The 26,121-nt window shown below is 49.3% G+C and carries 29 protein-coding genes; 2 read left to right on the forward strand and 27 right to left on the reverse strand.

The window, feature by feature from the left end; translation table 11 throughout:
- Positions 1–26: 26 nt before the first annotated feature.
- Complete coding sequence (locus tag BLS58_RS00910) at positions 27–281, reverse strand: hypothetical protein (protein ID WP_090395672.1); 255 nt, start codon at positions 279–281, stop codon at positions 27–29.
- Between the two features lie 159 nt (positions 282–440).
- Between BLS58_RS00910 and BLS58_RS00915 the strand changes: the two genes are divergently transcribed.
- On the forward strand, positions 441–698 hold the full coding sequence (locus tag BLS58_RS00915; protein ID WP_090395673.1) for a ferredoxin: 258 nt from the start codon (positions 441–443) through the stop codon (positions 696–698).
- A gap of 219 nt (positions 699–917) precedes the next feature.
- Complete coding sequence (gene serA, locus BLS58_RS00920) at positions 918–2,519, forward strand: phosphoglycerate dehydrogenase (RefSeq protein WP_090395674.1); 1,602 nt, start codon at positions 918–920, stop codon at positions 2,517–2,519.
- Between the two features lie 18 nt (positions 2,520–2,537).
- Here the strand turns inward: serA and BLS58_RS17350 are convergent, their stop codons facing one another.
- The 26 genes from BLS58_RS17350 to BLS58_RS01045 form a co-directional block, all read right to left on the reverse strand.
- Positions 2,538–2,705 carry a hypothetical protein gene (locus BLS58_RS17350; protein WP_176764534.1) on the reverse strand — a complete coding sequence of 56 codons (168 nt, stop codon included), beginning with the start codon at positions 2,703–2,705 and terminating at the stop codon, positions 2,538–2,540.
- A 76-nt stretch (positions 2,706–2,781) separates the two neighbouring features.
- A complete protein-coding gene (locus BLS58_RS00925) occupies positions 2,782–3,360 on the reverse strand; it encodes a cob(I)yrinic acid a,c-diamide adenosyltransferase (protein WP_090395675.1) in 579 nt (192 codons plus the stop codon).
- 6 nt (positions 3,361–3,366) lie between these two features.
- Complete coding sequence (locus BLS58_RS00930; RefSeq protein ID WP_090395676.1) at positions 3,367–5,151, reverse strand: ATP-binding protein; 1,785 nt, start codon at positions 5,149–5,151, stop codon at positions 3,367–3,369.
- Complete coding sequence (locus BLS58_RS00935; protein WP_090395677.1) at positions 5,148–5,870, reverse strand: response regulator transcription factor; 723 nt, start codon at positions 5,868–5,870, stop codon at positions 5,148–5,150. The genes BLS58_RS00930 and BLS58_RS00935 overlap by 4 nt, the downstream gene beginning before the upstream one ends.
- A 46-nt stretch (positions 5,871–5,916) precedes the next feature.
- Entirely contained in the window at positions 5,917–7,110 is a 1,194-nt protein-coding gene (ccsB, locus tag BLS58_RS00940; protein ID WP_090395678.1) for a c-type cytochrome biogenesis protein CcsB, read from the reverse strand.
- A gap of 40 nt (positions 7,111–7,150) precedes the next feature.
- Positions 7,151–8,815, reverse strand: coding sequence for a cytochrome c biogenesis protein ResB (resB, locus tag BLS58_RS00945; protein WP_090395679.1), 1,665 nt, complete (start codon positions 8,813–8,815; stop codon positions 7,151–7,153).
- An 83-nt stretch (positions 8,816–8,898) separates the two neighbouring features.
- A complete protein-coding gene (locus BLS58_RS00950; RefSeq protein ID WP_090395680.1) occupies positions 8,899–9,627 on the reverse strand; it encodes a pseudouridine synthase in 729 nt (242 codons plus the stop codon).
- A gap of 75 nt (positions 9,628–9,702) precedes the next feature.
- A complete protein-coding gene (locus BLS58_RS00955) occupies positions 9,703–11,682 on the reverse strand; it encodes an electron transport protein (protein WP_090395681.1) in 1,980 nt (659 codons plus the stop codon).
- A 133-nt stretch (positions 11,683–11,815) separates the two neighbouring features.
- Entirely contained in the window at positions 11,816–12,352 is a 537-nt protein-coding gene (locus BLS58_RS00960; protein ID WP_090395682.1) for a spore maturation protein, read from the reverse strand.
- 1 nt (position 12,353) lies between these two features.
- On the reverse strand, positions 12,354–12,950 hold the full coding sequence (locus tag BLS58_RS00965; RefSeq protein WP_090395683.1) for a nucleoside recognition domain-containing protein: 597 nt from the start codon (positions 12,948–12,950) through the stop codon (positions 12,354–12,356).
- Between the two features lie 7 nt (positions 12,951–12,957).
- Positions 12,958–14,070, reverse strand: a complete 1,113-nt coding sequence (locus BLS58_RS00970) for a D-alanyl-D-alanine carboxypeptidase family protein (RefSeq protein WP_090395684.1) — start codon at positions 14,068–14,070, stop codon at positions 12,958–12,960.
- 133 nt (positions 14,071–14,203) lie between these two features.
- The gene (spoVAE, locus tag BLS58_RS00975; RefSeq protein ID WP_090395685.1) at positions 14,204–14,554 is read right to left on the reverse strand and encodes a stage V sporulation protein AE; all 351 of its coding nucleotides are present in this window, start codon (positions 14,552–14,554) and stop codon (positions 14,204–14,206) included.
- Entirely contained in the window at positions 14,551–15,567 is a 1,017-nt protein-coding gene (gene spoVAD / locus BLS58_RS00980) for a stage V sporulation protein AD (RefSeq protein WP_176764535.1), read from the reverse strand. The genes spoVAE and spoVAD overlap by 4 nt, the downstream gene beginning before the upstream one ends.
- Positions 15,567–16,043: a stage V sporulation protein AC gene (spoVAC, locus tag BLS58_RS00985; protein ID WP_425433656.1), complete on the reverse strand. Its 477-nt coding sequence runs from the start codon at positions 16,041–16,043 to the stop codon at positions 15,567–15,569. Before spoVAC ends, spoVAD begins: the two co-directional genes overlap by 1 nt.
- A gap of 12 nt (positions 16,044–16,055) precedes the next feature.
- Positions 16,056–16,571, reverse strand: a complete 516-nt coding sequence (locus BLS58_RS00990; RefSeq protein ID WP_090395687.1) for a YhcN/YlaJ family sporulation lipoprotein — start codon at positions 16,569–16,571, stop codon at positions 16,056–16,058.
- Between the two features lie 141 nt (positions 16,572–16,712).
- The gene (locus BLS58_RS00995) at positions 16,713–17,552 is read right to left on the reverse strand and encodes a superoxide dismutase (protein ID WP_245723010.1); all 840 of its coding nucleotides are present in this window, start codon (positions 17,550–17,552) and stop codon (positions 16,713–16,715) included.
- A gap of 110 nt (positions 17,553–17,662) precedes the next feature.
- Positions 17,663–18,226 carry an SMC-Scp complex subunit ScpB gene (gene scpB / locus BLS58_RS01000; protein ID WP_176764536.1) on the reverse strand — a complete coding sequence of 188 codons (564 nt, stop codon included), beginning with the start codon at positions 18,224–18,226 and terminating at the stop codon, positions 17,663–17,665.
- The gene (locus BLS58_RS01005; RefSeq protein WP_245723011.1) at positions 18,219–18,989 is read right to left on the reverse strand and encodes a segregation/condensation protein A; all 771 of its coding nucleotides are present in this window, start codon (positions 18,987–18,989) and stop codon (positions 18,219–18,221) included. Before BLS58_RS01005 ends, scpB begins: the two co-directional genes overlap by 8 nt.
- Positions 18,990–19,080: 91 nt before the next feature.
- Positions 19,081–19,428: a GNAT family N-acetyltransferase gene (locus BLS58_RS01010; protein ID WP_090395690.1), complete on the reverse strand. Its 348-nt coding sequence runs from the start codon at positions 19,426–19,428 to the stop codon at positions 19,081–19,083.
- Between the two features lie 131 nt (positions 19,429–19,559).
- On the reverse strand, positions 19,560–20,864 hold the full coding sequence (gene lysA / locus BLS58_RS01015; protein WP_090395922.1) for a diaminopimelate decarboxylase: 1,305 nt from the start codon (positions 20,862–20,864) through the stop codon (positions 19,560–19,562).
- Positions 20,865–20,903: 39 nt separating this feature from the next.
- Positions 20,904–22,379 (reverse strand): spore germination protein, encoded by a 1,476-nt coding sequence (locus tag BLS58_RS01020; protein WP_090395691.1) that lies wholly within the window; start codon positions 22,377–22,379, stop codon positions 20,904–20,906.
- Complete coding sequence (gene spoVAEA / locus BLS58_RS01025) at positions 22,363–22,935, reverse strand: stage V sporulation protein SpoVABEA (protein ID WP_090395692.1); 573 nt, start codon at positions 22,933–22,935, stop codon at positions 22,363–22,365. Before spoVAEA ends, BLS58_RS01020 begins: the two co-directional genes overlap by 17 nt.
- Positions 22,936–23,120: 185 nt before the next feature.
- A complete protein-coding gene (sigF, locus tag BLS58_RS01030) occupies positions 23,121–23,870 on the reverse strand; it encodes an RNA polymerase sporulation sigma factor SigF (RefSeq protein ID WP_090395693.1) in 750 nt (249 codons plus the stop codon).
- An 11-nt stretch (positions 23,871–23,881) separates the two neighbouring features.
- On the reverse strand, positions 23,882–24,322 hold the full coding sequence (gene spoIIAB, locus BLS58_RS01035) for an anti-sigma F factor (RefSeq protein ID WP_090395694.1): 441 nt from the start codon (positions 24,320–24,322) through the stop codon (positions 23,882–23,884).
- Complete coding sequence (gene spoIIAA / locus BLS58_RS01040) at positions 24,323–24,676, reverse strand: anti-sigma F factor antagonist (RefSeq protein WP_090395695.1); 354 nt, start codon at positions 24,674–24,676, stop codon at positions 24,323–24,325.
- 107 nt (positions 24,677–24,783) lie between these two features.
- Positions 24,784–25,986 (reverse strand): D-alanyl-D-alanine carboxypeptidase family protein, encoded by a 1,203-nt coding sequence (locus BLS58_RS01045; RefSeq protein WP_090395696.1) that lies wholly within the window; start codon positions 25,984–25,986, stop codon positions 24,784–24,786.
- Positions 25,987–26,121 lie beyond the last annotated feature (135 nt).

The following is a 26,121-nucleotide window of genomic DNA, read 5'->3' on the forward strand; positions in this document are numbered from 1 at the left end:
TCCGAGGCATTCAAGTCCCCTTGTGCTTAAGGGAAAAACGTTAACATAAAAATAAAGACGACAAGGACGAGAAAAAGGGATAAGAGTGCCCGGGCAATCATAGGGCTTTTATAGTAATCTTTCCGAAGTTCATGTCTCCCTTCGTGGGAAGACTCCTCCTCCGCTTCGTCCCTTTTCTTGCTCGTCTTTTTCCTCGTGCCGTGCGTGTCCAGTCTGGATGGCAAGCTTGTCGTTTTTTCTTCGCTGTTTTGCTCTCTCTTTTGTTCTTCTTCTAACATCATCCATGCTCACTCCCGAGTCCCTCTACCTGTACATTAACCGAACAATAATATTTTGACAACAAAAAACGATGATCTTCATGTTAACGATGATGACTAGCCGCTTGAAATGTAAGCAGTCAAGGCATACAATAATATCGTAGGCATGGATGTAGCGGAGGGTTGCATATGTATACGATCGTTGACAAGGATACATGTATCGCTTGCGGTGCCTGCGGCGTGACTGCTCCTGATGTCTTTGACTATGATGAAGAAGGGCTGGCAGAAGGATGTCTTGATGATAATCAGGGAACGGTCGCCGTTCCTCACTCCTTGCATGAGGATATGCAGGACGCGCTCGAAGGATGCCCGACGGATTCCATCAAATTAGCCACTGAGCCATTTCATGGAGATCCTTTTAAGTATGCGACTACTTATTGAGAGGTTGGCCCCCGCGTTCGGGGGATTTTATAAAGAAAACTTGGCTTATCGCCAAGCATGGCGAAAGCCTTAGTTGCACTTATGCAGGATAAGAAAGTGGTTTATACTTTCTTACCTGCTAAAGAAAACTTGGCTTATCGCCAAGCATGGTATGGTGGCTACGGGCAGCGTAGCCACATTGTTTCTTATCTGCCATAGAAAAAAAGAGGAGTTGGAGTCATGATTGTAAAAGCCCATGTAGAAACGAGTTACGCTGTACTCGTAGCCGACACGATGAGTGAAGATGGCCTGTTGCCGTTGTTAAACAGTGAAAATATCGAAGTCGTCCGGGCTAAACCGGATGATATCGATGACCTGTCCCGTTTTTCCGCCTTAATCGTTCGGAGTGCCACCCAAGTGGATGCGGCCCTCCTCAAACAGATGCCGGAACTAAAAATTATTGCCCGGGCAGGCGTGGGGATCGATAATATCGATCTCGATGCGGCGACGAAACACGGCGTCATCGTCATCAACGCCCCTGACGGTAATACGATTTCAACTGCCGAGCATACGTTCGCGATGATGATGGCGCTGTTTCGTAATATTCCCCAGGCCCACACGTCTTTAAAAAATCATGAGTGGAACCGAAAAGCCTTTCAGGGAACGGAACTGCGCGGCAAGACCCTCGGGATCGTCGGGTTGGGTCGGATCGGCACAGAGCTGGCCAACCGTGCAGCAGCATTCCAAATGAACACGAGCGTGTTCGATCCGTTTTTAACCGCTGAACGTGCCCAACATATCGGCGTCAAACTCTCATCGCTGGAAGACCTTTTAAAGACGGCTGATGTTATCACCGTTCACACGCCGCTCACGAAAGAAACGCAAGGACTCCTCGGAGAGGAAAACCTCGCCAAGACAAAACCCGGTGTCTTCATACTAAACTGTGCACGCGGAGGGATCGTTAACGAGCGCGCCTTACAGGCAGCCATCGAAAACGGACACGTGGCCGGAGCGGGCCTTGATGTGTTTGAACACGAACCGGCGGACAACTATGGCTTAATCGATCTTCCTCAAGTCGTTGCGACGCCGCACATTGCCGCTTCTACCCTGGAGGCACAGGAAAGCGTGGCCACCCAGGTTTCTGAGGAAGTCATGCAAGTACTGGAAGGCGCACCCGCCGCGCATTCGATCAACCTGCCAGCCATATCGACGGAGTTGTATGAAAAAATCCGCCCCTACTATGAACTGACGAACACCATGGGCAATTTTGTCAGCCAATGTGTCAAAACCGCCGTTCAACACATTGACGTCTCCTTCAGCGGCACCATCGCCCGCGAAGAAACATCCGTCCTCGCGCGCAGTTTTATGGCCGGCTTCCTGTCCCCTCGGGTCGATGCGCCGGTTAATGTCGTCAATGCCGGAGTGATCGCTGAAGAAAGAGGCATTTCCTATAGCCAGGTGCACCATTCCGATTCATTCGGATATGCCAATCTCGTACAAGCCAACGTCCAGGGCGATAACGGTGATTTTCGCATCCAGGGCACTTATGTCGAGGCCTACGGCCCTCGCATCGTTAAAATCAATGAGTTCAGCGTCGACCTGTTCCCCACCGGTCATTTAATCTATATTCGCCACAGCGACCAACCCGGGGTTATCGGTAAAATGGGACAGCTTCTCGGCCGCCACGGGGTCAACATCGCCACCATGCAAGTCGGGCGAAAAGAAGAAGGCGGAGAGGCGATCATGATGCTCGCCGTAGACAAGGAAGTGTCAGAGGCGGTCATTCATGATCTCACGGCCTTCGAGGAAATTCATGCCGCCGACCCCATTGAGTTTAAATAAGCCGCCCGTCTCGGGCGGCTATTTCGGATCGGTCCAAAAATGGAACAGATCAAATACCATAATCATGGCGTTTGCCTGCTGGCCATCGTTTGCTGACATGGCAAACATTAACCCATTCATCACCATGAGTAATACGATGAAAAAAAGCAGCACGACGCCGAATCGTTTGCTATAGTCAAGGATCATTAAGCAGGTGGCCTCACTTTCTCATAACGCTCAATGTATCCCTATGTACGTTCGCAAGCCAGTAGAACACTGATCGTCAATAACGGTCCTTTGCCGGAAAAACAATCGCGCTCCGCTCATAGTTCACATCATCCACCCCTAATTGGGCGTTTGCAAACCGGGCAGCTGCAAAAAAATAATCAGACAGACGATTTATATACGTCAACACGGCGGGATTGAGCTGATCCTCGCTCTCGTATAAAGCGGCGATGTCTCTTTCTACACGGCGAGCCACCGCTCGGCAAATGTGAAGCTCGGAAGCGGCGACGCTTCCGCCCGGGAGAATAAAACGACGGATTTCCGGAGCTTGTTCATGATAGTGATCGATCCATGCTTCCAAACGGGAAACCATATGTGGTGTGACTTTCCATTCAGCCCCACGTTTTAGGGTCGCCAAATCACTGCCACAGTCATACAGTTCATGTTGAATCATCGTCAGTTCCGACGCCATTATGTGCCATTCGAAGACGGATAAGACCTGGGCCCGCGCGCGCCCGACAAAACTGTTGAGTTCATCACAACTGCCGAGCGCGTACACGCGGGGGTCATGTTTGGCGCGGCGGCTGCCGATAAGGGTCGTTTTACCGCGATCACCACCGCCTGTATACAAGCTCATCCTTTTTCATCCCTCTCGTTCCTCTCGTTTTAAATAGACGGTAAACGTCGAACCCTTGTCAATCATACTTTGTACAGAGATTTCCCCGCCATGATTGTCGACGATGTTTTTGACGATGGCAAGGCCCAGACCCGTTCCGCCGCTTACGTCTCTCGTTCTCGCCTTATCCCCTTTATAAAAGCGTTCAAACACGAAAGGCAAATCTTTTTCCGGGATGCCGGCCCCCGAATCTTTCACATCAATCTGCAGGCCATCCGCTTGTTCCGTCACTTTTAAGGTCATGCTTCCATCACGCGGCGTATGCCGCAGGGCGTTATGGAGCAAGTTCGTCATCACCTGTTCGATGCGGTCGGGATCCGCTTCTATCCACGGGTTAGACCCATCGGTTTCATAGTTTAAAACGATATCAGCCTCTTCAGCCATCGGCTTAAACTTGCGATAGACTTTTTCCGAGAGGACAAATAGATCGACCGGTTCCAGTCGGAAAGCCAATTGGCCTGCTTCCATACGGGCCATATCCAACAATTCATTCACGAGACGTCCCATACGCAGGGATTCATCGTAGATAATCTGCGACATTTCTTTTTCTTCCTCGCGACTTTGCGCGACATCATCGATCATCGCCTCGCTATAGCCTTGCAACATGGCAATCGGCGTGCGCAATTCATGAGAGACGTTGGCGATAAAGTCTTTTCGTAACTTGTCATTTTGCCGTTCTTCGGTCATATCACGAATGACGGCGACAACCCCGCGTACAAACGTGTCATGATACAGCGGTGTCATCAAGACGCCATAACTTCTTCCCTGCACCTTGATTTCGGTCATTTGTTCTTTCTCGGTGGCGACGACCGTCTCGAACAATGACATCATTTCTTCAGGAAGCTGCTCCTCGATCGTTTCCCCTTCCTGTTCATACCGATAGCTGTTCAAAAAGGATTCGGCAGGCGGATTGCTTACCAGCAGGTAACCTTGGCGATTCATCGTAATCACACCGTCAGCCATACTGCTTAATACTCTGGATAGTTGTTCTTTTTCCTGATTTAAAGCTTCAAGGTTACTGTTTAACTGACGCCTCATGCGGTTAAAGGCGATGGCCAATTGCCCGATCTCGTCACGCGTCACCATCGGCACGGGCGTATCGAATTTTCCTTTCGCCACTTCAAGGGCGGATTGCCGCATCGTCCGCAATGGCGCCGTCACCCTTGAAGACAGGAAAAAAGCAAAAAACGTCGTCAACACAAATCCAATCCCGCCAGCCAGTAAAATCAGCCTTCTCGTTTCCTGGGTTGTCTCTTCCGTAACTTCCAGGGATTGGTACAATAGCAATGAATAATCCGCCATCCCCCCCGTTTCAAAAGGGGCGGCCACGACGATGAAATCCGTTTCTTCCAGATTGGCATCCTCATAAGTCAGTTGTGTGGTCACAGGAACATCTCCGCTTAATACTGCCGATAGTTCATCGACTTGCATGAGTTCCGAAGGGGAGATGATCACCTCGTCTGAAGCTCCCTGAAAAGTATTCCAATAGGGAACTTCATCGCGAAAAATAATCGCATGCGTTTCGGATGTCTCCGTCAGTTGCTGGACGGTTTCCATCCCATTAAGGCTATCGCCCTCGTCTTCCATAATTGAAATAATAAACGAAGCATGTCCGCCGAGTTCATCTTCAATCTGGCTGAGGTGCATATTCTCGAAAAACTGAAACAATAAGGCCATGAGAACGATGAGCACCGCCGAGACGAGGAGTAAAATCGTAAGCCAAAGCTTACCGACCACGCTTTTCCAAATCATTTGGCAATCGTGCTGTTTTCAAATTTATAGCCAATACCCCAGACTGTGGTAATCATATCTCCCGCTTCGGTTGAGATATTGTTCAACTTCTCGCGCAACCGCTTGACATGGGTATCCACCGTCCGCAGATCCCCGAAAAACTCATACTCCCAAACGTCCTTCAACAGCTGTTCCCGGGAAAAAACCTTATCCGGACTGCTGGCAAGATAATGCAACAATTCATACTCTTTCGGTGTCAGTAACACCTCTTCGTTCTCAACGGTTACCCGATGGGCGTCGTGATCGATCGTCAAGTGTTCAAAGGCAAGGATATTTCGCGCCTGTGTATCGGTTTGCAGATAAGCCGTCGTCGAGGAACGCCGCAAGAGGGCTTTTACGCGCAAGATCACTTCCCTCGGACTGAAAGGCTTGACGATGTAGTCATCGGTCCCTTCTTCGAACCCTTGCACACGTTCGGCTTCTTCGCCTTTTGCGGTCAAAATCGCCACCGGTGTCGCTTTTATTTTTCGCAACGCCTGCAGGACTTCAATGCCGTCCATACCGGGCATCATCAAATCGAGCAAGATCAGGTCATAATCCGTCTCCTTCGCCATTTCGAGGGCGCTTTCCCCGTCTTCGGCTTCTTCGATTTGATAGTTTTCACGTTCCAGATACATCCGCAATAACCGGCGAATGCGAGCTTCATCATCCACGACGAGAATTTTCTCCGCTTCTTCCATCGTCCATGCTCCTTTCCATTAGGGGAAGGAACACCCTTCCCCTGCTTTAAGCATACGAGTGCAGGCCGGCAATGACAAGGTTGACGAAAATCAAGTTAAAGATGATAATCGCAAAACCAACAACTGCAAGCCAGGCCGAAGGTTCCCCGTGCCAATCGCGATTCAGCCTTAAGTGCAGGTAGACGGCATAGAATAGAAAAGTGACGAGCGCCCATACTTCTTTCGGGTCCCATCCCCAAAACCTTGTCCAGGCAATCTGCGCATAAATCATCGCGAACACCAAGCCTCCCAGGGTGAAAACGGGAAATCCGATGGCGATGGCGCGATAACTGACCTCGTCCACCGTCTGCGGCCTGACGTTTTTGAACAATGGCTGTAACAAGGCACCGACACGTCTTCTTGTGAGCAAACGGATGAGCGCGTACAGGATCAAGCCGGTCCCGAACGTCCATGCGACCGTATTGAGATCATCGCTCTCAATCCAGTCCGGCATCTCCAGCCACGGTTCCATGCGATCTTCTGTGAGCAGCTCCCCTTCATTCGGACCAAAAAGGGGCGGCAGTTCATAAAGTATCTCCGCTTGTTGTCCCTCTTCATTAATATACGCGAAGTTCGCTTCATAATCAAAGGCCCCAAAGGCATTCGTGACGATAATGAACGCGATGACACTCACCAGGGTGTACATGATAAATTCAACGCCGAACGTCCTTTTCGTCATCCCTTTTTCTTTCAGGTTAATCGTGCGGAGAAGATAGATGAGCCCCGCTCCGAAACTGACAGCCAGAATCCCTTGCCCAATAGCCGTCGTAATGACGTGTATCTCGAGCCAGTGGGATTGCAGGGACGGCTGCAGAGGTTGTACTTCGGTTGAAAATACCGACCCATAAGCGATCAAAAGCATCACGATCGGCATCGTTATGAGACCGAGTACATTCACTCTATAGATGCCATATATGATAACGAAGGCAAGGCTTATGGTAATCCCGAAAAACGCCACGTATTCAAACATATTGCTGACCGGCGCGTGTCCGGCGACCGCCCAGCGTGTAAAGAAATATCCCAACGCTGCGACAACGCCCAGGATGGCGGTTATATACCCCGCTTTCCCCCATCTATTCCCGGTAACCTCTCCTTGTTTATTACGCCATTTTCTGCCCGTTACGGAAACGGCATAAAATATCGTACTGGCTAGATAGAGGAAAAAGGCCGCGCCGAGCAGGTTCATACTCAATTGCTCCATTTTCATTTACCTCCTGAGCAACAATCCCAATAGAGCGGACTTAGGACTGAATGTGCTCCTGTTGGTTTTCATCCTCTTCATGCGTCTCATCGGTTTGATCCTGAGGTGTCGTCACTTGCGTCTGTTCAGTAATGGCATGAATGTCTCTTTTCAATGCTTCCCAGTTTTTATTCGTGTGGGCGGCGATCCATACTTCGCCGTCCTTTCTCTGTAACCAGATACGTCGATGCGCCCAATAAGACCCTTGCGTAAGGCCGATCAAGAAAATGCCGCCCCCCGCAATCAGAAAGGGTATCGTGTGGTCTTTCCGCACGGTCAGTCCGGCCACATGGTTCGTATCAAAATCGGACATGGAGAACGCGTATTGGTTTCCCTCCTCGTCCTGACTCACATCATAATTGGCCTGAATACCGAGAAATGTATGTTCCATTTGGCCGGTATTTTCGTTTTCCATTTCAAAAATAAAGGCCGGATTCTCAGGAACATCGCTTTCTGTCGTCGGCACCCCTTCTTCATCGATGTAAAAGTTGGGAAAATAGCTGTGAATCCGAACAACTTCATCGTTCTCCAGCGTGTAGTTACCGTCGGGGTTATTTAAATCAACCGTAAAAGAATCAACCACTTCACCCGTTTCGGTATCCTCGACGTCAAACGTCATTTCCGCCAATTCATCCAACTTACGATCCACTTGATAGACGGCATATTCATCAAAATGGAAGGCGTCATTGACTTCGATGCCGTGCCGGTCGATTTCTTCAAGTTCCTGGTCCACACCTACGGTTGCCTCCTCATCAGGGGCGTATAGCACGGCATCGGTGCGGAACGTTTCTTCAAATTGCGCCCCTTCTCCCGCTTCAGCCATCGCGGCTTCGTACCGTTCATCGTCCTCATCATAGTGTTCTTCCGTAAATTGCTCGTTCTCCAGATAATAATCACCGGATGTTCCGGGAACGACGACGGTTTCACCCTCGCGGACCCAGACGTTTTCGTCCAGATACATCCCCGGGAAAAACCGCAAGGATGCACCGATCAGGAATATAATCAGACCGATGTGATTCACGTAAGGCCCCCAGCGAGCCCAGCGATTTTTCTCCGCAAGAAGATTTCCGTTTTCTTCACGGACATTGTAGCGCTTGTTTTTTAGTATATCCTGCGCTTGGGCCATCGTCGTATCCTCATTGTCAACACGGCTTGTCCCGAATATACGCTGGCGTTTCATAAAGCTCTTGTGCCGGGTCACACGCTGTGATTTCAAAGCTTTATACAGCGGAAAGAAACGGTCAATGCTGGCAATGATAATCGACGTCCCGAGGGCGGCGACCAAGAGCATATACCACCAGGAGCCATACAAATTATGCAAGCCGAGGCTGTAATACACTTGTCCCAACGCCCCGTGTTCTTCCGCATAGAAAGTCGCCGGATCTGCTCCGGGAGGGATAAACATCTCCTGCGGGAACAGCGTTCCGAGCGACGATGCCAACAATGTGATAACAATGATCGTGACGCCTACTTTGACAGAAGAAAAAAAGTTCCAGATTTTATCTATAATCGACTTGTTATATGTTTGGGAACGACGCGCGGCCCCTTCATAACGCATGTTCAGCAAGCGATCGGAGCCGGAATTGACAAGAGGCTTCCCGCATGACCCGCATACTTCTGTACCATAAGGGTTAAGATGTCCACATTCACATTTGATTTCGTCCAAAAAAAATCACCCCAGCATATGGTATCCTCTGCATCATATTATAACGGTCAAAGCCTTTGTTTACTTCCGTATAAACGCTTTTTTTATGACGGTTGTGTGACAGCTAAATCCCGTAATTTCGCGACTTCTACCGGTTTTAACGTGCGAAAATCCCCGGGCTGTAATCCATCCAGAGTTAAAAAGGCATACCTTTCTCTTTTCAACTTCAAAACCGGATGATCGACGGCTTCCAGCATCCGGCGGACTTGCTGATTCCTGCCTTCCGAAATGACGATTTCAATAATGGACGTGTCGTTCTTTTTATTCCCGGACTTAAAAGCACACCTGGCCGGCAGTGTTTTCCCGTCTTCGAGCTCAATCCCTCGTGAGAGGGTCTGCAATGTCTGTTTAGACGGCTTACCTTTCACCTTTGCAATATACGTTTTGTTGATTTTGCTCCGGGGATGCATCATTGAATTCGCGAATTCCCCGTCATTCGTGAGCAACAACAACCCCGATGTATGATAATCCAGACGCCCAACCGGATAAATGCGCGCATCCGTTTTACCCATATAATCGGTGACGACGGTCCGACCTTTATCATCGTGTACGGCGGAGATCACTTTGTTCGGTTTATACAACAGAAAATAAACCGGTTCTTCCCGTTCAATGGGGATGCCATCCACTTCAATACGATCTTTCGCCGTTACTTTTGTTCCCAGTTCGCGCACGACCTTCCCGTTCACCTTGACACGTCCGGCGGTGATATAATTCTCGGCTTTCCGGCGAGAGGTTATCCCCGCGCGTGCAATCACTTTTTGCAATCGTTCCATCTACGTTCACCCCAGCATTTATCATACGCTTCCTGACCGCTTTTCTCAAGCACGCCACTGACGGACACCCCGTCACTAATCTTCCTCCTCTCCACCGGTCAGTGACAAAATATATTCAACGATCGCTTCCTGGTCTTCACTGCTAAATCCGGACTGTTCATCGACCCAGAATTCATGGCCAATGCCTTCGATGTTGACATCCCGTAAGTCCTGGGAGGATTGATTGGCCTCAATTACCCGCTCGCGCAAATCCCGGTCAATCACGGCGAGCATACTGTTAAATGGATCCGGCCGCCTGTCGCTTAAAAATGTTCCGGGGATACCTAAATCGTCTTCCTTGTTTTCTCCCACGGCTACCCCGCCGTCATGCAGATAAGGGGCATGCCTGGACACGCCGGCCAGCCCTTTAACCTTATATCCTCCATCGGAATCGCCATGAGCGAAGCCAAGGTTCTTTTGCTCTTCATCAACGTGGTCGGTAGGCGCTTTTAAGATCTTCGCCCGCTCAGGTACCGGCACAGGTGTGTCCGGAGAGAAAATGAGCGGCTCATCCCATACTTTTTCCGTATCCTCCAGAGAGTCTGCCCGCGACGGTTGTGTTCCGATTTCATCAAGGGGAATAATACGGTTATTCGTCTTGGCACGTCCGGCGTGACAGGATAGACACCCCGCTTCATTGAACACTTCCTCCCCGCGTGCCAACGTTGTTTCATCCACAGTTCGATTCGGCTCAGGGGGCACGAGCGTGTTTTGAAATGCCGACATCGCGTTGTTCTGTTCATTCACGTTATGGCCTTCAGACGAAGCCAGATAACCCTGGGGCGAGATTCGGGAAACGTTCGGATACGTCGGCAACTTCACCACTTCATTGACTCCGGGTGAATCCGGAAAGGGTTGGACTTCCTGAAAAAAGTCCGATGGTTTCTCATCCGCAAACGGATTATAACGGTATCTTTCATTAGCGGCATTTTGCAACAGGGTCCCCAGATAAACCTCCGGGTCAATGTCAAACAGTTCATCGCTGATTTGCGCCTGCGCCAGGGCATCAGACCCTTGCGCCTGGACGTTATTGTTCAGGGTGGACAACCCTCTGAATGGACCGCTCGTCCCCATCCCGGACCAGCTATAGGGATGATCCTCAAATGTAAATGAATCAGCCATTTGCGTCGGGTTCGCTTCCATATCTATCGTCGCGTCAAAAAACCCCGGCGGCCACTTCATCAATGTCTCGTCCACGGCATCTTCCAGTGCCTTAACATCGGGTAACGCCTCTTCCTCCCCCTCCGTCGTTTCTACCGTTCGATTGGTCTCCGCCACAAAGTCTTTCAAATCTTCAACGTCCGCATGGGTAAAATAAGACGCGGTGTTGCTTCCGAAAGCCATCAATGCGCCTGTATTTAAATTTGTGTTCGTTCCCCCCTCTACGACTTTACCGCCATTGTCCATATCGACGGAAGCATGACAGAGGGCACAACTAATACCGACTTTCATCTCCCCCCGATCGACGGTCACAGGCATGCCAAGGGGCATCATCGCCCCCTCGGGGACGTCCAGACCTGTATCAAGCATCGTACCTTCTTCAAACGTTTCCCCGCCGATCGTCACCGTCTCCGGGATCTCTACCTGCAAATTATCCGTAGCACTACCCCCTAATTTGGCGATCGCCTTCATAAAGTCGAAGAGCGATAATGGACCGTCCAAAATGCCCAGAACATCGGTCAGGAACACTTCGTTGCCAAATGTTTCTTCATAAAACGTTTCCCGGCCAAGCTCCAAAAATTCGTCATCCACCCGGACAGCCCCATTTTCTGCTGCCAAGTATTCCCGGCCTTCCTCCGTTTGCAACAACGCTTCAGCTTCTTCTTTCGATACAGCTTCCCCAAACACGTCATAGGCCTCTTCCGGTCTGCCATCATCGCTGTAAATGTGATCATCATTTATAATTTTTTCAAAGGAAGGGGTATATCCAATCGTAAAGTGGCCGAAATAAAAAAAGCCTAAGCCTGCTATGATTACAAAACCTAGAACAACCCCCGTCCATTTTATGACATTCATTATCCATCTCTCCTGAAAATATGTTTAGTCTTACATTTCCCGCTGCCATTATTTTTATGAAAAAAACCTACACCGCCACCATAGGCGATATAGGCTTATTGATTGGGCTGCTATTTTGCTTTTGTCGCGTTTATCACATGTTCCCAAACACGATCGTTACGAAGAAAATCGCTGCGGCCAGCCCGCATAAATCGGCGAGCAAACCGACTTTCAGTGAATCGCTGATCTTTTTAATGCCGACGGCGCCAAAATACACAGTGAGGACATAGAAGGTTGTATCTGTACTTCCCTGCATCGTTGAGGCCAGTCTACCGATGAAAGAGTCGGGGCCGTGTGTTGCGATTAAATCACTCATCACACCCAGTGAGCCCGTTCCCGATAGCGGGCGCATGACCGCCAAAGGTACGATATCCGTCGGTACACCGATAGCTGTCAACATCGGGCGTAACCCCTCGAGTAAAAAATCCAGGGCACCGGAAGCACGAAAAACGGAAATAGCCACCAGCATGGCCACGAGATAAGGGATGATGGACACCGCCATCTGAAAACCGTCCTTGGCGCCTTCGATAAACGTTTCATAGGCCGGGACTTTATTGATGATCGCACTTAAAAGAATGACAAACAATAACAGCGGAATGATGTACATGGATAGCGTTGTTATAACTGCCATATTATTTTGCCCTCGCTCGCTGCACCCGGCGCCAATGGAAAAACCGGTCAATCAATATGGCACTTGTAACGGCTACAGCCGTGGCCGCTATCGTCGTCCCGATAATTTCCCCGGGGTTGGCAGAGTCATAAGTCATCCGGATCGCGATCACCGTCGTCGGAATCAACGTTAAGCTGGCCGTGTTAATCGCGAGAAACGTGATCATGGAACGACTGGCTTCATCTTTGCTGCCATTCAGCTCTTTTAACTGTTCCATCGCTTTAATCCCCATTGGGGTCGCTGCATTGCCGAGCCCGAACATGTTCGCGGTCATATTCGATAAAATATAGCCCATCGCCGGATGTTCTTTCGGCACTTCCGGGAACAGGCGCTGCACGAGGGGCGACAACACCCTGGAAAGGAGCTTGAGAAGTCCCCCTTCCTGGGCGATTCTCATCATCCCCAACCAAAACACGAGAATACTGATCATCCCTAAACAGAGCGTAACCGCCTCTTGCGCGCCTTCAAATATAGCCTCGTTCACTTCCTCCATCCTGCCGGTTATCATGGCAAAAACAAGCCCCGTTATCAGCATCGACATCCAGATCCAGTTAATCATCCAGTTATCACCCCATTATTTGCCGGAGACTATTTGTAAACCGCTGCCACCAGGAAAGTTCCTCGTTTTCGTCTTCACCTTCTCTATAGATCGGCTGTTCTGAAATGACGTCGCCATCCAGTTGAAATTGTATGTTTCCGGCAAAAGGCCCCTCTTCCTCGCTGGACCATTTGATCCTTGGCAAAACACGACGGTACTCGCTCTCGGTTAAGGGATAGGTCACCGAACGACGTACTTCAAAATCTTCGTATTGTTCATTGGCGCTGCGTTCCAGCCCACCTTGACGAATGAGCATTTGCATCCGAAAGGTGTCAAATCCATATTCGAACATTCGGACATGGTCATCCCAGTCAGAGGGGGCATTCAATGTGACCGCGATGAGTTCCATGCCGTCTTTTTCGGCAGACGTCACTAGCGTTCGCCTTGCTCTGTCCGTATAACCGGTTTTTCCGCCGGTGGTATACTCATAACGCTCGGTTAACAAGCGGTTTTTGTTCCGCCATACCCGTTCCCAATCTTCGTTTTCATTAGGGGCTCGATGTATCTCAGTTCCGGAAATGTCCCTGAATTCGTCACGTTGCATCGCTGCTTGCATAATCATCGCCATATCATAAGCGCTGGAATAATGATCTTCATGATCATCCAGTCCGTGGGGGTTGGCAAAAACGGTGCTTTCCAGTCCCAGTTCATTCGCTTTTTCATTCATAAGATAGACGAACCCGTCTACACTCCCGCCGACATGCTCGGCAATCGCGATTGCGCTGTCGTTGCCGGACCGAAGCATCAATCCATACAATAAATCTTCCAATGTAGCTTTTTCGCCTTCCTGCAAGTATAAAGATGACCCCTCTGTTCTCACGGCGTTAGCTGAAATCTCTACCGAGTCATCCAAATCCCCATGTTCGATGGCAATCATCGCCGTCATTATTTTCGTAATGCTGGCAATACGCTTTTCACTATCCGCGTCTTTTTCCCAAAGCACGCGGCCACTTTCGACCTCGATCAAGACACCGGCTTCTGCCGAAACGGCAAAAGGGTCTTCTGCGTTTTCTTCTGCTTTCACCTGAAGTGACGGTATACAAACAAGAACGGATATGATGATCAACAGCCAACGTCCCATATTTCACCTCATCCCTCGACCGCAGCAAGTCCAATATATCTACTTGCTCAATATGTATGTAAAAAGAGACAAGTTATGTGTGTAAAGAAAATAGGATGAGCCCCCTCTTCCGCAGAAAAGGGGCTCATCCCAATTATGCTTTTGGTTTAAAAATCAACGCGGCAATAAAGGAGAAAATAATCGCGGCCGATATCCCTCCGCTCGTTACCTGGAATATCCCTGTTATTACTCCGATAAGTCCCGTGTTGTCAGCCTCGGTCATAGCCCCGTGGACGAGCTGGTTTCCGAAGCTGGTGATGGGTACGGTCGCTCCGGCCCCGGCAAAATCGATGAGGCGTTCATATATGCCGAGCCCGTCCAGAATCGCGCCGCTCACGACGAGGGTTGCCAACGTATGGGCTGGGGTGAGCTTCAATCCATCCATCAACAATTGACCGACGACACATATTAACCCTCCGACAACAAAGGCCCAGAAAAAGATCACAGTGGCCCTCCTCCCTTCGCTTCCAACGTGACTGCATGCGCTATACCGGGAATCGATTCTTTTTGTTGATACGTCGTGGGGGAAAGAAGGGCTCCCGTGGCTACGGCTAATACGCGTTGCAGACGTCCGTTTTTGATATCGTCCAGTATTTTGCCGAACACGACCGCCGCGGAGCAGCCGGTTCCGCTCGCCCCTGACATCGCTTCCGGCGCATTATCGTAAATGAGCATTCCGCAATCCTGAAATTTAGCCTCCGGCAAGGGATGTTCTTTTTGACGGAACCATTCCAGAGCCAGTGAGCGGCCTAAATCGCCGAGATCACCGGTAATGATCAGATCATAATCGTTTTCATCCATTTGAAAATCGGAAAAGTGCGTGAGAATCGTATCAACGGCAGCCGGCGCCATCGCCGCGCCCATATTGTAAGGGTCCTTCAAGCCGTGATCGACAATTTTCCCGATCGTCGATTTGGTGACGACGACATCCGAACCACTCGGTCCGATGAGTGCCGCACCTCCGGCGGTCACCGTACGTTGCGCGGTCGGAGGCCGTTGCGCCCCGTACTCAATAGGATAGCGAAATTGTTTTTCGATCGCCGCGTAGTGGCTCGCTGTGCCCGCCAGCACCAGGGGCGCCCCCATTTCCACGGCTTGCGCGGCAAGCGAGAGCGCCTCCATCGAGGTTGAACAAGCGCCGAACAGGCCATAATATGGAACGTTTAAAGAGCGCGACGCGAAAGTGGTCCCCGTATCTTGATTAATGAGATCGCCGCCGTAAATAAAGGCAACATCCGCGGCGGTCTTTCCGGCTTTTTTTAATGCTTGTTGACAAGCTTCTTCCATTAAGACGACCTGGGCCTTTTCAAACGTATTCTCACCCATGCGCCGATCGTCGAAGATGTAGTCAAAGGTATCTTTTAACGGACTTTGCTTTTCAAACGGACCGGCAACGACCCCGGAAGAAAGGATGCACGGGTAAGATGGGAACGTCCAGCTCTGTTTTCCGGTGAACATTACATGACCTCCCACTGTTGCGTGACGATCGCATAAATAATGCCTATGATGAAAGCTGCCACCGTACCGAACACGATGACAGAACCGGCCAATTTAAACATATTGCCGCCAACGCCGAGGACGTATCCTTCACTGCGGTACTCAATGGCAGTGGATGCCATCGCGTTTGCGAAACCGGAGACGGGTACGAGCGTGCCACCCCCGGAAAACTGGGAGAACTTATCATAAACCCCGAATCCCGTTAACAAGACCGCGATAAAAATAATCGTGGCAACCGTCGGGGCGCCCACGGTTGCTTCGTTGAAGTTAAAAAACGTCATGTAAAACACTTGAATGCATTGTCCGATGAGGCATATAAACCCTCCGACGAGAAATGCTTTCAGGCTTCTCATCCCGACGGGGCGAGAGGGTTCCATCCGCTTGGCTACTTGTTTGTAGTTTTCTGTTTCCATATTGGATTTTGTACTCGACATCATCGTTCGACCCTTTCATACATCAGTTTTCATAAATTCAGTTATGCTTTCTAAACGCCTGTCCAATTCTTCTCCGCTTACGGTGCCGCTTTGAATGTCTTCGGTCAGCCTTTTCAGTTCCATATTGGCTTTTTGATCGGTGGATAAATGAATGATCGTATCAGGCGGCAATGTTTCTTTTAGCTGCTCGCGCCCTTCTTCCCGGAAGGCCTCCAGATTCCAGCGTGTCATGTGCCTCACCTCGGGAACAATATAGACGTGATTATCGAGAGACACAGCATGCGCATTCTTGACTTGCTCCAATTCCTCTGTGGAAGCCTTGGCTTCCTCGGCCAAGGTCTGTTCCTCCCGAGGATCAACATTCCAGTATTCAGAAGCGGCCTGGGGCGGATTGACCGGCTCGCGGGAGTGGTGACTCATATCCGGTTCTGTTTTCTCCGGCTCTTCACCCGCCGGTTCCCCGCAAGCAGACAGAAGAAGCACCATGGCACACACGGAGAAAGTAAGCATGTGTAACGAACGGTAGTTCATAACGTTTCTTCCTTTCGCAAACATATCGTAGTCTTAGTATGAGTCTAATGACCCTTCACATGCATTTTCGGCATTAGAAAAACTTGGCTTTATAATAGAAAAAACTGTCTCCGCCCCGGAAACAGTTTTTTCAAATAATTATTAATAGGGGGTCCACTTTACTTTTTGGGCGACCTCCAACCTATGCTGCACTGCCGGCCAGTTAACGACTTCCCACCAATTCTCCACATACGCTTCTTTGTCCGTTTTGTACTGTAAGTAGTAAGCGTGTTCCCAGATATCGAGGACGAGCAAGGGGATCACATCCCATTGACTCAAATAATGATGAAGTTCAGCATTTAAAATCTCCAGACGCTGGGCGCGGGGAGACCAGACGAGAATCACCCATCCCGGGGTATCCAGTTCTTCAGCCGCAGCCGTAAAATGGGCACGAAAGCGCTGATAACTGCCAAAATCCCGCTCGAGCATGGCCAGCAAATCGCCTTTAGGTTTGCCACCCCCTTTTGGATCCATAATTTCCCAAAAGATCGTATGCAAATAGTGACCGGCGCCGTGAAAGGCCGCTTCCCGTTCCCAGTGAGTAATGAGGTCATATTTATTGTCCCGGCGCGCTTTTTGCATCTGTTCTTCTGCTTCATTCAATCCTTCCACGTAAGCGCGATGATGAACATCATGATGGAGGTACATGATTTCAGCGGCGATATAAGGCTCCAGGGCATCGTACGCGTAAGGCAGGGGCGGCAACTCATGCTGACCGGGCTCGACGGGATGGGCTTCCTTTTTGGCTGCTTTTGTGCTCGACCGTTCGTTCTTTTCCAGTTCAGCGGCGAGCGCCTCGACGGACTGTATCAACTGATCGGGGTCACTTGTCGTTGCATCAAGCTCCGTTCTCACTTTTTCCAGTTTGTCTTTCATGTTCGCTTCAGATGAACGATGTTCAGCGTCGAGATACGTCTCCAACGCTTCGATCCATTTTTCCACATCACCTTTATATTCTTCCCATGTAGTGATCGACTCTTCACTCCTTTTTGAAGGATTAAAATGTGTTCACTGACTATTTATATGGATCGAAGGATTGTCTTCATGACTATTTAATTTTCCTTATCGTAGCCGGAAAGAAACAAATCCAATTGTTCAGCCGGCTCTTCCTCCTCGAGAGAAGGTAAATCATCCAGGGAACGCAGGTTGAAAACGTCCAGAAAACGGGCGGTGGTTTTGTAAAGGATGGCCCTGCCTGCTCCTTTCACGCGCCCGCTTTCGGCTACCAAACCTTTGCCGACCAGGGTTGACATCGCATGATCGGCATTAACCCCCCTAATCTCTTCAACCGTCGTGCGTGTGACCGGTTGCTGATAAGCGACGATCGCCAGCGTTTCCAATGCCGCCTGCGAAAGTGTCTTCTGCTGGGGAGGGTGAGCGTACCGCTCTACATAAGTGGAGAATTCATCTCTCGTCGCCATTTGAAAGCGCGTGTCAAATTGGAGAATCGTAAGCGCACGCCCCTCGTCTTCAAACCGGGAAGCCAGTGCCTGTAATTCAGCGATGATCCTGTGGCGGTCGATACCAAGGACTTCGGCGGCCCGCGCTGCTTCCAATCCTTCATCTCCACTCACATATAATAACGTTTCAAGTATGCGGCCAATATCTTCATTCATGCTTCGTCGTATCCTCTCGTGCTTCAATGTAAATGTCTGCGAATAGTCCCCCTTGCTTGCAACGCACATGACCTTCCTTTACGAGTTGTAAAAGCGCCATGAATGAGATCACTTGTTCATCCACTTTCCCTGGTGCGTACAATTCCAAAAAAGGAACCGGTTGATCACTAAACCACACACGGGAAGTGATCATTTGCATTTTCTCCTCCACCGACCATTTCTGTGTTTCGACGGTGGTTGTCCGCGGTCGTTCGAGGCGAAGCCGTTGTTTGACATTCTCGTAAGCTTGCAGCATGTCCGCTAAAGAAACATCGAGCGATGTTGGTTCCTCCGCGTATGCAATGCCGAGAGTTATTTTACTCGGTGGCTTACTGAAAAAATGGGCACGGTTGGCTTGGTTTTCCCTCAGCTCGGCGGCAACCGCTTTATACCTGCGATATGTCTGCAACTGAGCAACGAGCTCCTCGCGGGGGTCTTCCTCTCCCCATTCTTCGACACCATCCTCAGCATCATCCCAGACTTCTTGACTCGGGAGCAGCATCTGGCTTTTTATAGCGAGCAGGGTCGAAGCCATGACGAGATATTCACTCGCAACATCCAGTTCCAACGCTTGCATCTTTTGGATATACGACATATATTGTTCAGTGATTTGGGCAACGGGAATATCGTAAATATCAACTTCCGCCTGTTTAATCAGGTGCAAAAGTAAATCCAACGGGCCTTCAAAGCTATCCAGTTTGACATTATAGCGTTCCGTTTGCAAGATAAACAGCCCCTCAATAGTCTCAATCTGTCTTATTATAACATTGCACTAACGAAAAAAGGTGCCGGATCACCCAGCACCTCGCCTTTTCTCAGTTGTTTTGGTGTTTTTCGAGAAAGGTTCGTGTTTCCTCTGAAGGGGTAAACTTTTTCCCCAACCTCTCTTGCATCGTAAAAAGCATCTCTTCACCAATGCCCTCATCCCGATAGGAAGGGTTCACGCAGATGTGGTGAAGAATAATATCCCCGTTCTCAGTTTCCTGGTAACCGAGGACGCCGACGATATCGTCATCCTTCTTATACATAAACAGTTTCATCGATTCCTCATTTTCATATTGATCGATGGTTTCCTGCAAGGTTTTGACCTCTTTTAGGTCAGGCGTATATGACAGTAAACCCATAGCGATTTTTCTATAGGCGGGCTTGTACTTCATAATCATCTGCCTGGCTCCTCTCTTTTAAAAGAGATTGTTCGATGAGGAACGCAATCTATTTGCTCTAGCATTAATATAGGATACCCAAAATAAGAGCATTGGAAACATGATTTATTCACCGACGTCTAAGTTTACAATCAAGCGTAAAGGGAACGGTCGTTACGAACGAGATCCGCATAGCTTTCCCGTTCAACGACGAGCTTATGCTCATTATTCTCGACAAATACGACCGGGGGACGAGGCAAGCGGTTATAATTACTGGCCATGGAGTAGCCATACGCGCCGGTCGAGAATACTGCCAACAAATCGCCGCTTTTAACGGCGGGCAATGATAGGTCGTAAATGAGCATATCCCCGCTTTCACAGGCTTTGCCTGCTATAGCATAAGTCTTCTCATCCTGCTGTTTGGTGCGATTCGCCAATTCGGCATCATAATGGGCCCCATATAAAGCCGGTCGAATGTTGTCGGTCATCCCGCCATCGACACTGACATAATGACGGACATTTTCGATTTTCTTTTGCGATCCGATCGTATATAACGTCGTGCCCGCCTCTCCAACGATCGCCCGCCCCGGCTCAATCCAAACTTGAGGGACAGGGATGTGATGGCGATCGCTTTCCGCCCGTATCGCCTGGATGATGGTTTCCACGAATGTCTCCGGCCTTAAAGGCTGATCAAAACGCGTATAGCTGATGCCAAACCCTCCACCGACGTTGATCACTTCAGGAACAAACCTGTAGGTGTCCCGCCAGTATCCCAAATAACGATAGAGGGTAGCGAGTGCCTGCACTAATGCCGACGTTTCAAAAAGCTGGGATCCAATGTGGAAATGCAAGCCCAGCAATTTAAGGGATGGTATGGCTAACGCTTGTTCAACCGCCTTTTGGGCCTGCCCGTTATGAAGGTCGAAGCCAAACTTGGAATCTTCTCCGCCTGTAGATATATAATCATGCGTGGAGGCCTCTACCCCTGGCGTTACGCGCAGTAAAATGGCGGGGGCGCTGTCCAGGCGTCTGCTCTCCTCGCTCAACATTTCCAGTTCCTGAAAATTATCAACGACAAAACAGCCAATCCCCGCCGTCAAGGCTTCGCTGATTTCCTGCCTGCTTTTATTGTTGCCATTGAAATGAACCTTTTCCATCGGAAAGCCTGCCTGCCTGGCCGTATAAAGTTCCCCGCCGGAAACGACATCAAGACTAAGTCCTTCCTCCTGGGCAAGTTGAACCATGGCGGTGCAACTGAAAGCCTTGCTGGCATAAGCCACTTGATAAGCGATGCCCGTTCGTTCGAAAGCCTGTTTGAACGCGCGGGCTTTCTCGCGAATGTGGCTCACATCGTAGGCATATAACGGTGTATGATACTGCGCAGCCAAGCGCACGGCATCAACCTCACCGATCATTAAATGACCTTGTTCATTTCGCTTTTTCGTCATTACGGTCATGGACATGTCTCACTCCTCCACTCCATGCCCAATATTGTATCACGGTTTCGTTTGTCTCACCACATTTTTCGGGTCAACGATTCTTGGGCGCAGTCGCATCGTTGGCACGCCGGTGCGCGCGACAATTTGCCACATCGCCGCCGGATCAAACGGAAGGAGCGGCCACAGGTAAGGTTTATTCATCGGTTTCATGCGCACCATGAGAATGAAGACGACCGTAAGGGCGATAACGTAACCATAAGACGTAAAGATCCCCACGGCAAAAATAAAGAGCAACCTCACCATCTTCAGGGCAACACCGAGTTCATGACTCGGCGAGGCAAATATGCCAACCGCACCCAGAGCGACGTAAAGAATCACTTCCGCGGTCAGGAGGCCAACATCGATGGCGATCTCACCGACCAACAATGCCGCGACGAATCCGAGCGCTGTTCCAAGCGGCGCCGATGTATGAATCGCCGCCATCCTGATCAGTTCCACGCCCAGTTCACCGATGAGCATCTGCGCGAATATCGGCACGTTTCCTTCATCTTCAACACCAATGTAATCAAGACCGGCCGGAACCAAGTCCGGTTCCAACACCAATAACAACCAAAATGGAACGATAAAGACGGCAGCCAACATGCCGATAAACCGAATCCAACGCAGAAAAGTACCGACCGCGGACGATTGCCGAAATTCTTCCGCATGCTGAACGTGATGAAAGATCGTCGTCGGCAAAATCATAATCGTCGGGGATGTATCCACCATGAGAAGCATATGGCCTTCGGTCAGATGGGCGGCCGCGACGTCCGGCCGTTCCGTAAACCGCACGAGCGGAAACGGGTTCCATCCTTGATTGAGAATATATTCTTCCACGGCCTTGTCGGCCATCGTAATGCTGTCGATGTTGATCTTGTCAAGTTCCTGTTTAACGATATTGACGAGGTCCGGATCCACAATCCCGTCGATGTATGAAACGGCGATATCCGTTTGCGAACGGACGCCTACCTGCACAATTTCGTTCCGCAAACGTTCATCACGTAGACGCCGACGCGTTAACCCCGCATTTTCAATAATGTTTTCCGTATAACCATCCCGGGCCCCGCGCGTCACCCTTTCCGTATCCGGTTCCGCTGGCTCCCGACCGGGATAATTGCGAACATCGACGATAAACGCTTCATGTTCGCCTTCGATGAGAATAAAAATAAGCCCGGATAACAAATGAAAAATACATTGATCAACTTCAGCAGTCACATCCACCTGTATATGGGCAATATGATTTTCAATCGTTTCTCTGGCACTATTTGTTTCCATGTTAAATTTTTCCAGATCCATGAGCTCCCGCAAAACCTGGATAGCGATCTGTTCATCGTTTAAGCTGTTTACGTAATAAAATTGTACTTCTTTCCCGAGTACGTTGATTTTGCGCATGCCGACGTCAAAGCTGGCATCAATGTTTAAGCGATCGTGAAAGATCTTTTCGTTCTCCTGGAGACTATTGGTTAATGTCTGTGCTTCATTCGTTTCCATCATTCATATCGCTCCGTTCAATAATGAGCTCTAAAGCTGTTTTCGTTACCGGCGAGCCCCGTTTAGGCGCATCGCGTCCACCCATTTTCCCCAGATCACCAATGCCGATAATCAAAGGAATCTGTAATTGGTCGAGGCAATAAACCGTATCGCCATGAATGCGATATTCCTCGATATCACGAAATCCTTCCTTGTCAACGCCCCATTCCGTGAGGTAACCGTAGCGATCGACGGAGATGTCCACTTTCGTCCAATCACCGGACCGTTCAGCCGATGCTACCGCAAGCGCGCCGATGAGCTCAATCTCTTCTTCACGAGCGAGACGAACCATAAAATCCTCGCCCCGCCCTTCGTAAGCTTCTCCGGCATCATCGAACAAGACAGCTATTCTTTCATACGAAGTTGCGATAATACTCTCCAGTAATTGCTCATATGTACCGTATGTAGGGTTTCCACCCGACAGGGAAACACATTCGAGCCCGATCGTTTTCGTTGCCGTTTCCACTGCTTTGGCAGCGGCTGTATCTCCATCGGTGATATAGATGACCTGCTTGACCATACCGTTGATGCCTCCATTGCCATCCCATATTTTCTGTTAAATACGTGTTCCTATTCATGGAAGCGATATTTTTAAGATAAAGAAAACTTGGCTTATCGCCAAGCCTTTAAGGCGATAAGCCTTAGTTGCACTTATGCAGGATAAGAAAGTTGTACTTTCTTATCTGCTAAAAAAAGATGGTGGTCTTAATCCACCATCTCTTTACGCATTTTTTCCAGTATTTTCTTTTCCAGTCGGGACACTTGCACTTGCGAGATTCCGAGTCTATGGGCCACTTCCGATTGCGTTTGATCGCGGTAATAACGCAAAAACACGATCAAGCGCTCTCTTTGCTCGAGGTGATGCACCACGTCCCGTAAGGCCAGCTGTTCAAACCATTTCGTCTCATCCGGGTCGGAAAGCTGATCCATAAGGGTAATGGGATCACCTTCATTTTCATAGACTGTTTCATTCAAAGAAGATAACGAGCGGGTGGCTTCATTTGCAAATACGACATCTTCGGGAAGGATATTCAACGCTTCAGCAATTTCATTGACGGTAGGCATACGCCCATTTTTTTTAGTGAGCTCTTCTTTTTCCCGCCGGATTTTATGGTTTAATTCTTTCAAAGAACGACTGACTTTTACCGTACCGTCATCGCGAATAAAACGCTGAATTTCACCGATGATCATCGGTACCGCGTACGTGGAAAATTTAACTTCATAGTTTAAGTCAAATTTATCAATCGATTTCATCAAGCCGATACAGCCAATCTGGAACAAGTCTTCCCCCTCGTAGCCACGGTTAAGAAACCGCTGTACCACAGACCAGACAAGACGGGTGTTGTTTTCCACCAGTTGGTCTCTCGCCTGTTGGCTTCCATTTTGACTTTCGGCAATCCACGTGCGTATCGTCTCATCGGATGGTTGTTTTCCTTTTTTTGTTTTCGTCTCCATAACACCGCCCCTTAATGAGAGAACACTTTATTTCTGGAGAGCTGTTTCCTGGCATAAACGGTTGTCCCTGTTCCATCGGCAGACGTAATGTTTACTTCATCCATGAAATTTTCCATAATGGTAAATCCCATCCCGGATCGTTCCAGTTCCGGTTTAGACGTGAACAACGGTTCACGCGCTTGTTCAATATCGCCAATACCACCGCCATCATCATGGATGATGATCGCGACCGTATCTTCCTCAAGGACAACGTTGAGGTAAACAGTGCCGGCCGGATTTTCATCATAGCCGTGAATAATGGCATTGGTGACCGCTTCGGAAACGACGGTTTTCATTTCTGTCAGTTCATCCATCGTCGGATCCAGTTGGGCGATAAACGCCCCCGCGCTTACACGTGCAAAAGATTCATTCTGACTGAGCGCTGAAAATTGAATTTTCATTTCGTTTTTCATTTAAACGGCCTCCCCCAAAGTCCGTAATGCATGACTTTCCTCATTTTCCAGACGTAAGACTTTAAACAACCCCGCCATTTCGAAAATGCGGCGGACAGAAGGAGAAACCGAACAAACGACGAGTTCTCCTCCTCTTGCCTGTAACTTTTTGTACCTCCCGAGAATGACCCCGATCCCCGAGCTATCCATAAACGTTAACCCTTCAGCGTTCAAAAGTAAATGTTCAACCCCCGAGTCCTCTAATGCTTCATCAACCCTGGATCTCAAGGCACTTGCGGCATGATGATCCAGTTCCCCATACAAACGCACGCATAAGACGCGGTTTTTCTGTTCGGTTTCAACATTGAAACTCATCTTTTGTTTCCTCCATTCTCCCAAGTTCGTTCCCACCTCTAACATTCGCTCTCCACGGATTTCTTCCTGCCCGGCCGACAAAATCAGTCATGCTTCAGCCAAGGTTTTTAGTTTTCGCCATCGGAAATCGTATCTTCCGGGTCCGGTTCAACACCGATAATTCTTAAAGTTGAACGCTTAAACAGATGCCACCAGGAAGCACTTTCCACCGTTTCACCGGCGATGATGTTCGACTCGATGACTGTATCCCCATCGTGTAGCAGTTGAAATGTCCCGATGACTTCCCCTTCTTCAACGGGTGCTTGTAATGATTCAAGTTCGATATTTTCCGTAATATCATCGGAGGAATCCTGTTTGCCATAGAGCATGCTCACTTTATCGTCCAAACGTCCGACAACAGCGTCCTGTACCCCTTTTTCAACGGGAACCGAGGTTACCGCAGCCCCTTCTTCGAACATCGGTTCAACCCGGTAGTTGGCGAATCCGTAATTTAGAAGTTCGCTGATGTCGGCATTTCTCGTTTTAGGCGTTTCCGAGCCCATGACAACCGCCACAAGTCGCATGTCATCTCTTTTTGCTGTCGCTGTCAGTCCGTATTTCGATTCATCCGTAAAGCCGGTCTTCAACCCATCCATACCATCGAAGAATTTCAACAAACGATTCGTGTTCACGAGCCAAAACTCATCATCTGTCCCTTGCCGCAAGTAATCGTCATAAACGCCGGTGAATGACGTGATTTCTTCGTGTTTCTGCAGAAGTTCACGAGCCATAACCGAGAGATCATAGGCGCTGGATTCATGTCCGTCTGCAGGCAATCCATTGGAGTTGTGAAACGTCGTATCTTCAAGTCCGAGTTCTTCCGCTTTTTCATTCATCCGCTCCACGAAAGTTTCTTCCGAACCTGATATATGTTCAGCCATAGCGACGGAGGCATCGTTGCCGGAAGCGATCGCGATCGCTTTTAACATTTCCCTTACCGTCATTTCTTCGCCCGTTTCCAAAAATATTTGCGACCCTCCCATGGAAGCCGCCCGTTCACTCGTCGTGACCGTTTCATCCAGGGAGATCTCTTCATTCGCCACATCGTCCATAATTAAAAGCATCGTCATAATTTTCGTCATCGACGCCGGGGGCAGGGGGTTATGCTCATCTTTTTGGTATAATACATTCCCCGTGTCTACTTCCATTAAAAGCGCGGAACCCGTTTCCTCTGCCAATGTCTGTGATTCTTCGTCTTCTTCCCCTAAAGCCTGGTGAGGTGATAGTAAAAGAAGCGATGAAAGCATGATTGCTACAGCCTTTTTACACATGATTCGCAGCCTCCAATTTTTCTTTTAGTATCACCACCGGTTTCTCTTTTTATACGCCTGCCTGTAAAGAAAACTTGGCTTATCGCCAATATGACGAAAGCCTTATCTGCCTAGAAAAAAAAACCCGAAACCTTT

Source organism: Natribacillus halophilus, assembly GCF_900100185.1.
In the GTDB taxonomy this organism is placed as follows: domain Bacteria; phylum Bacillota; class Bacilli; order Bacillales; family Marinococcaceae; genus Natribacillus; species Natribacillus halophilus.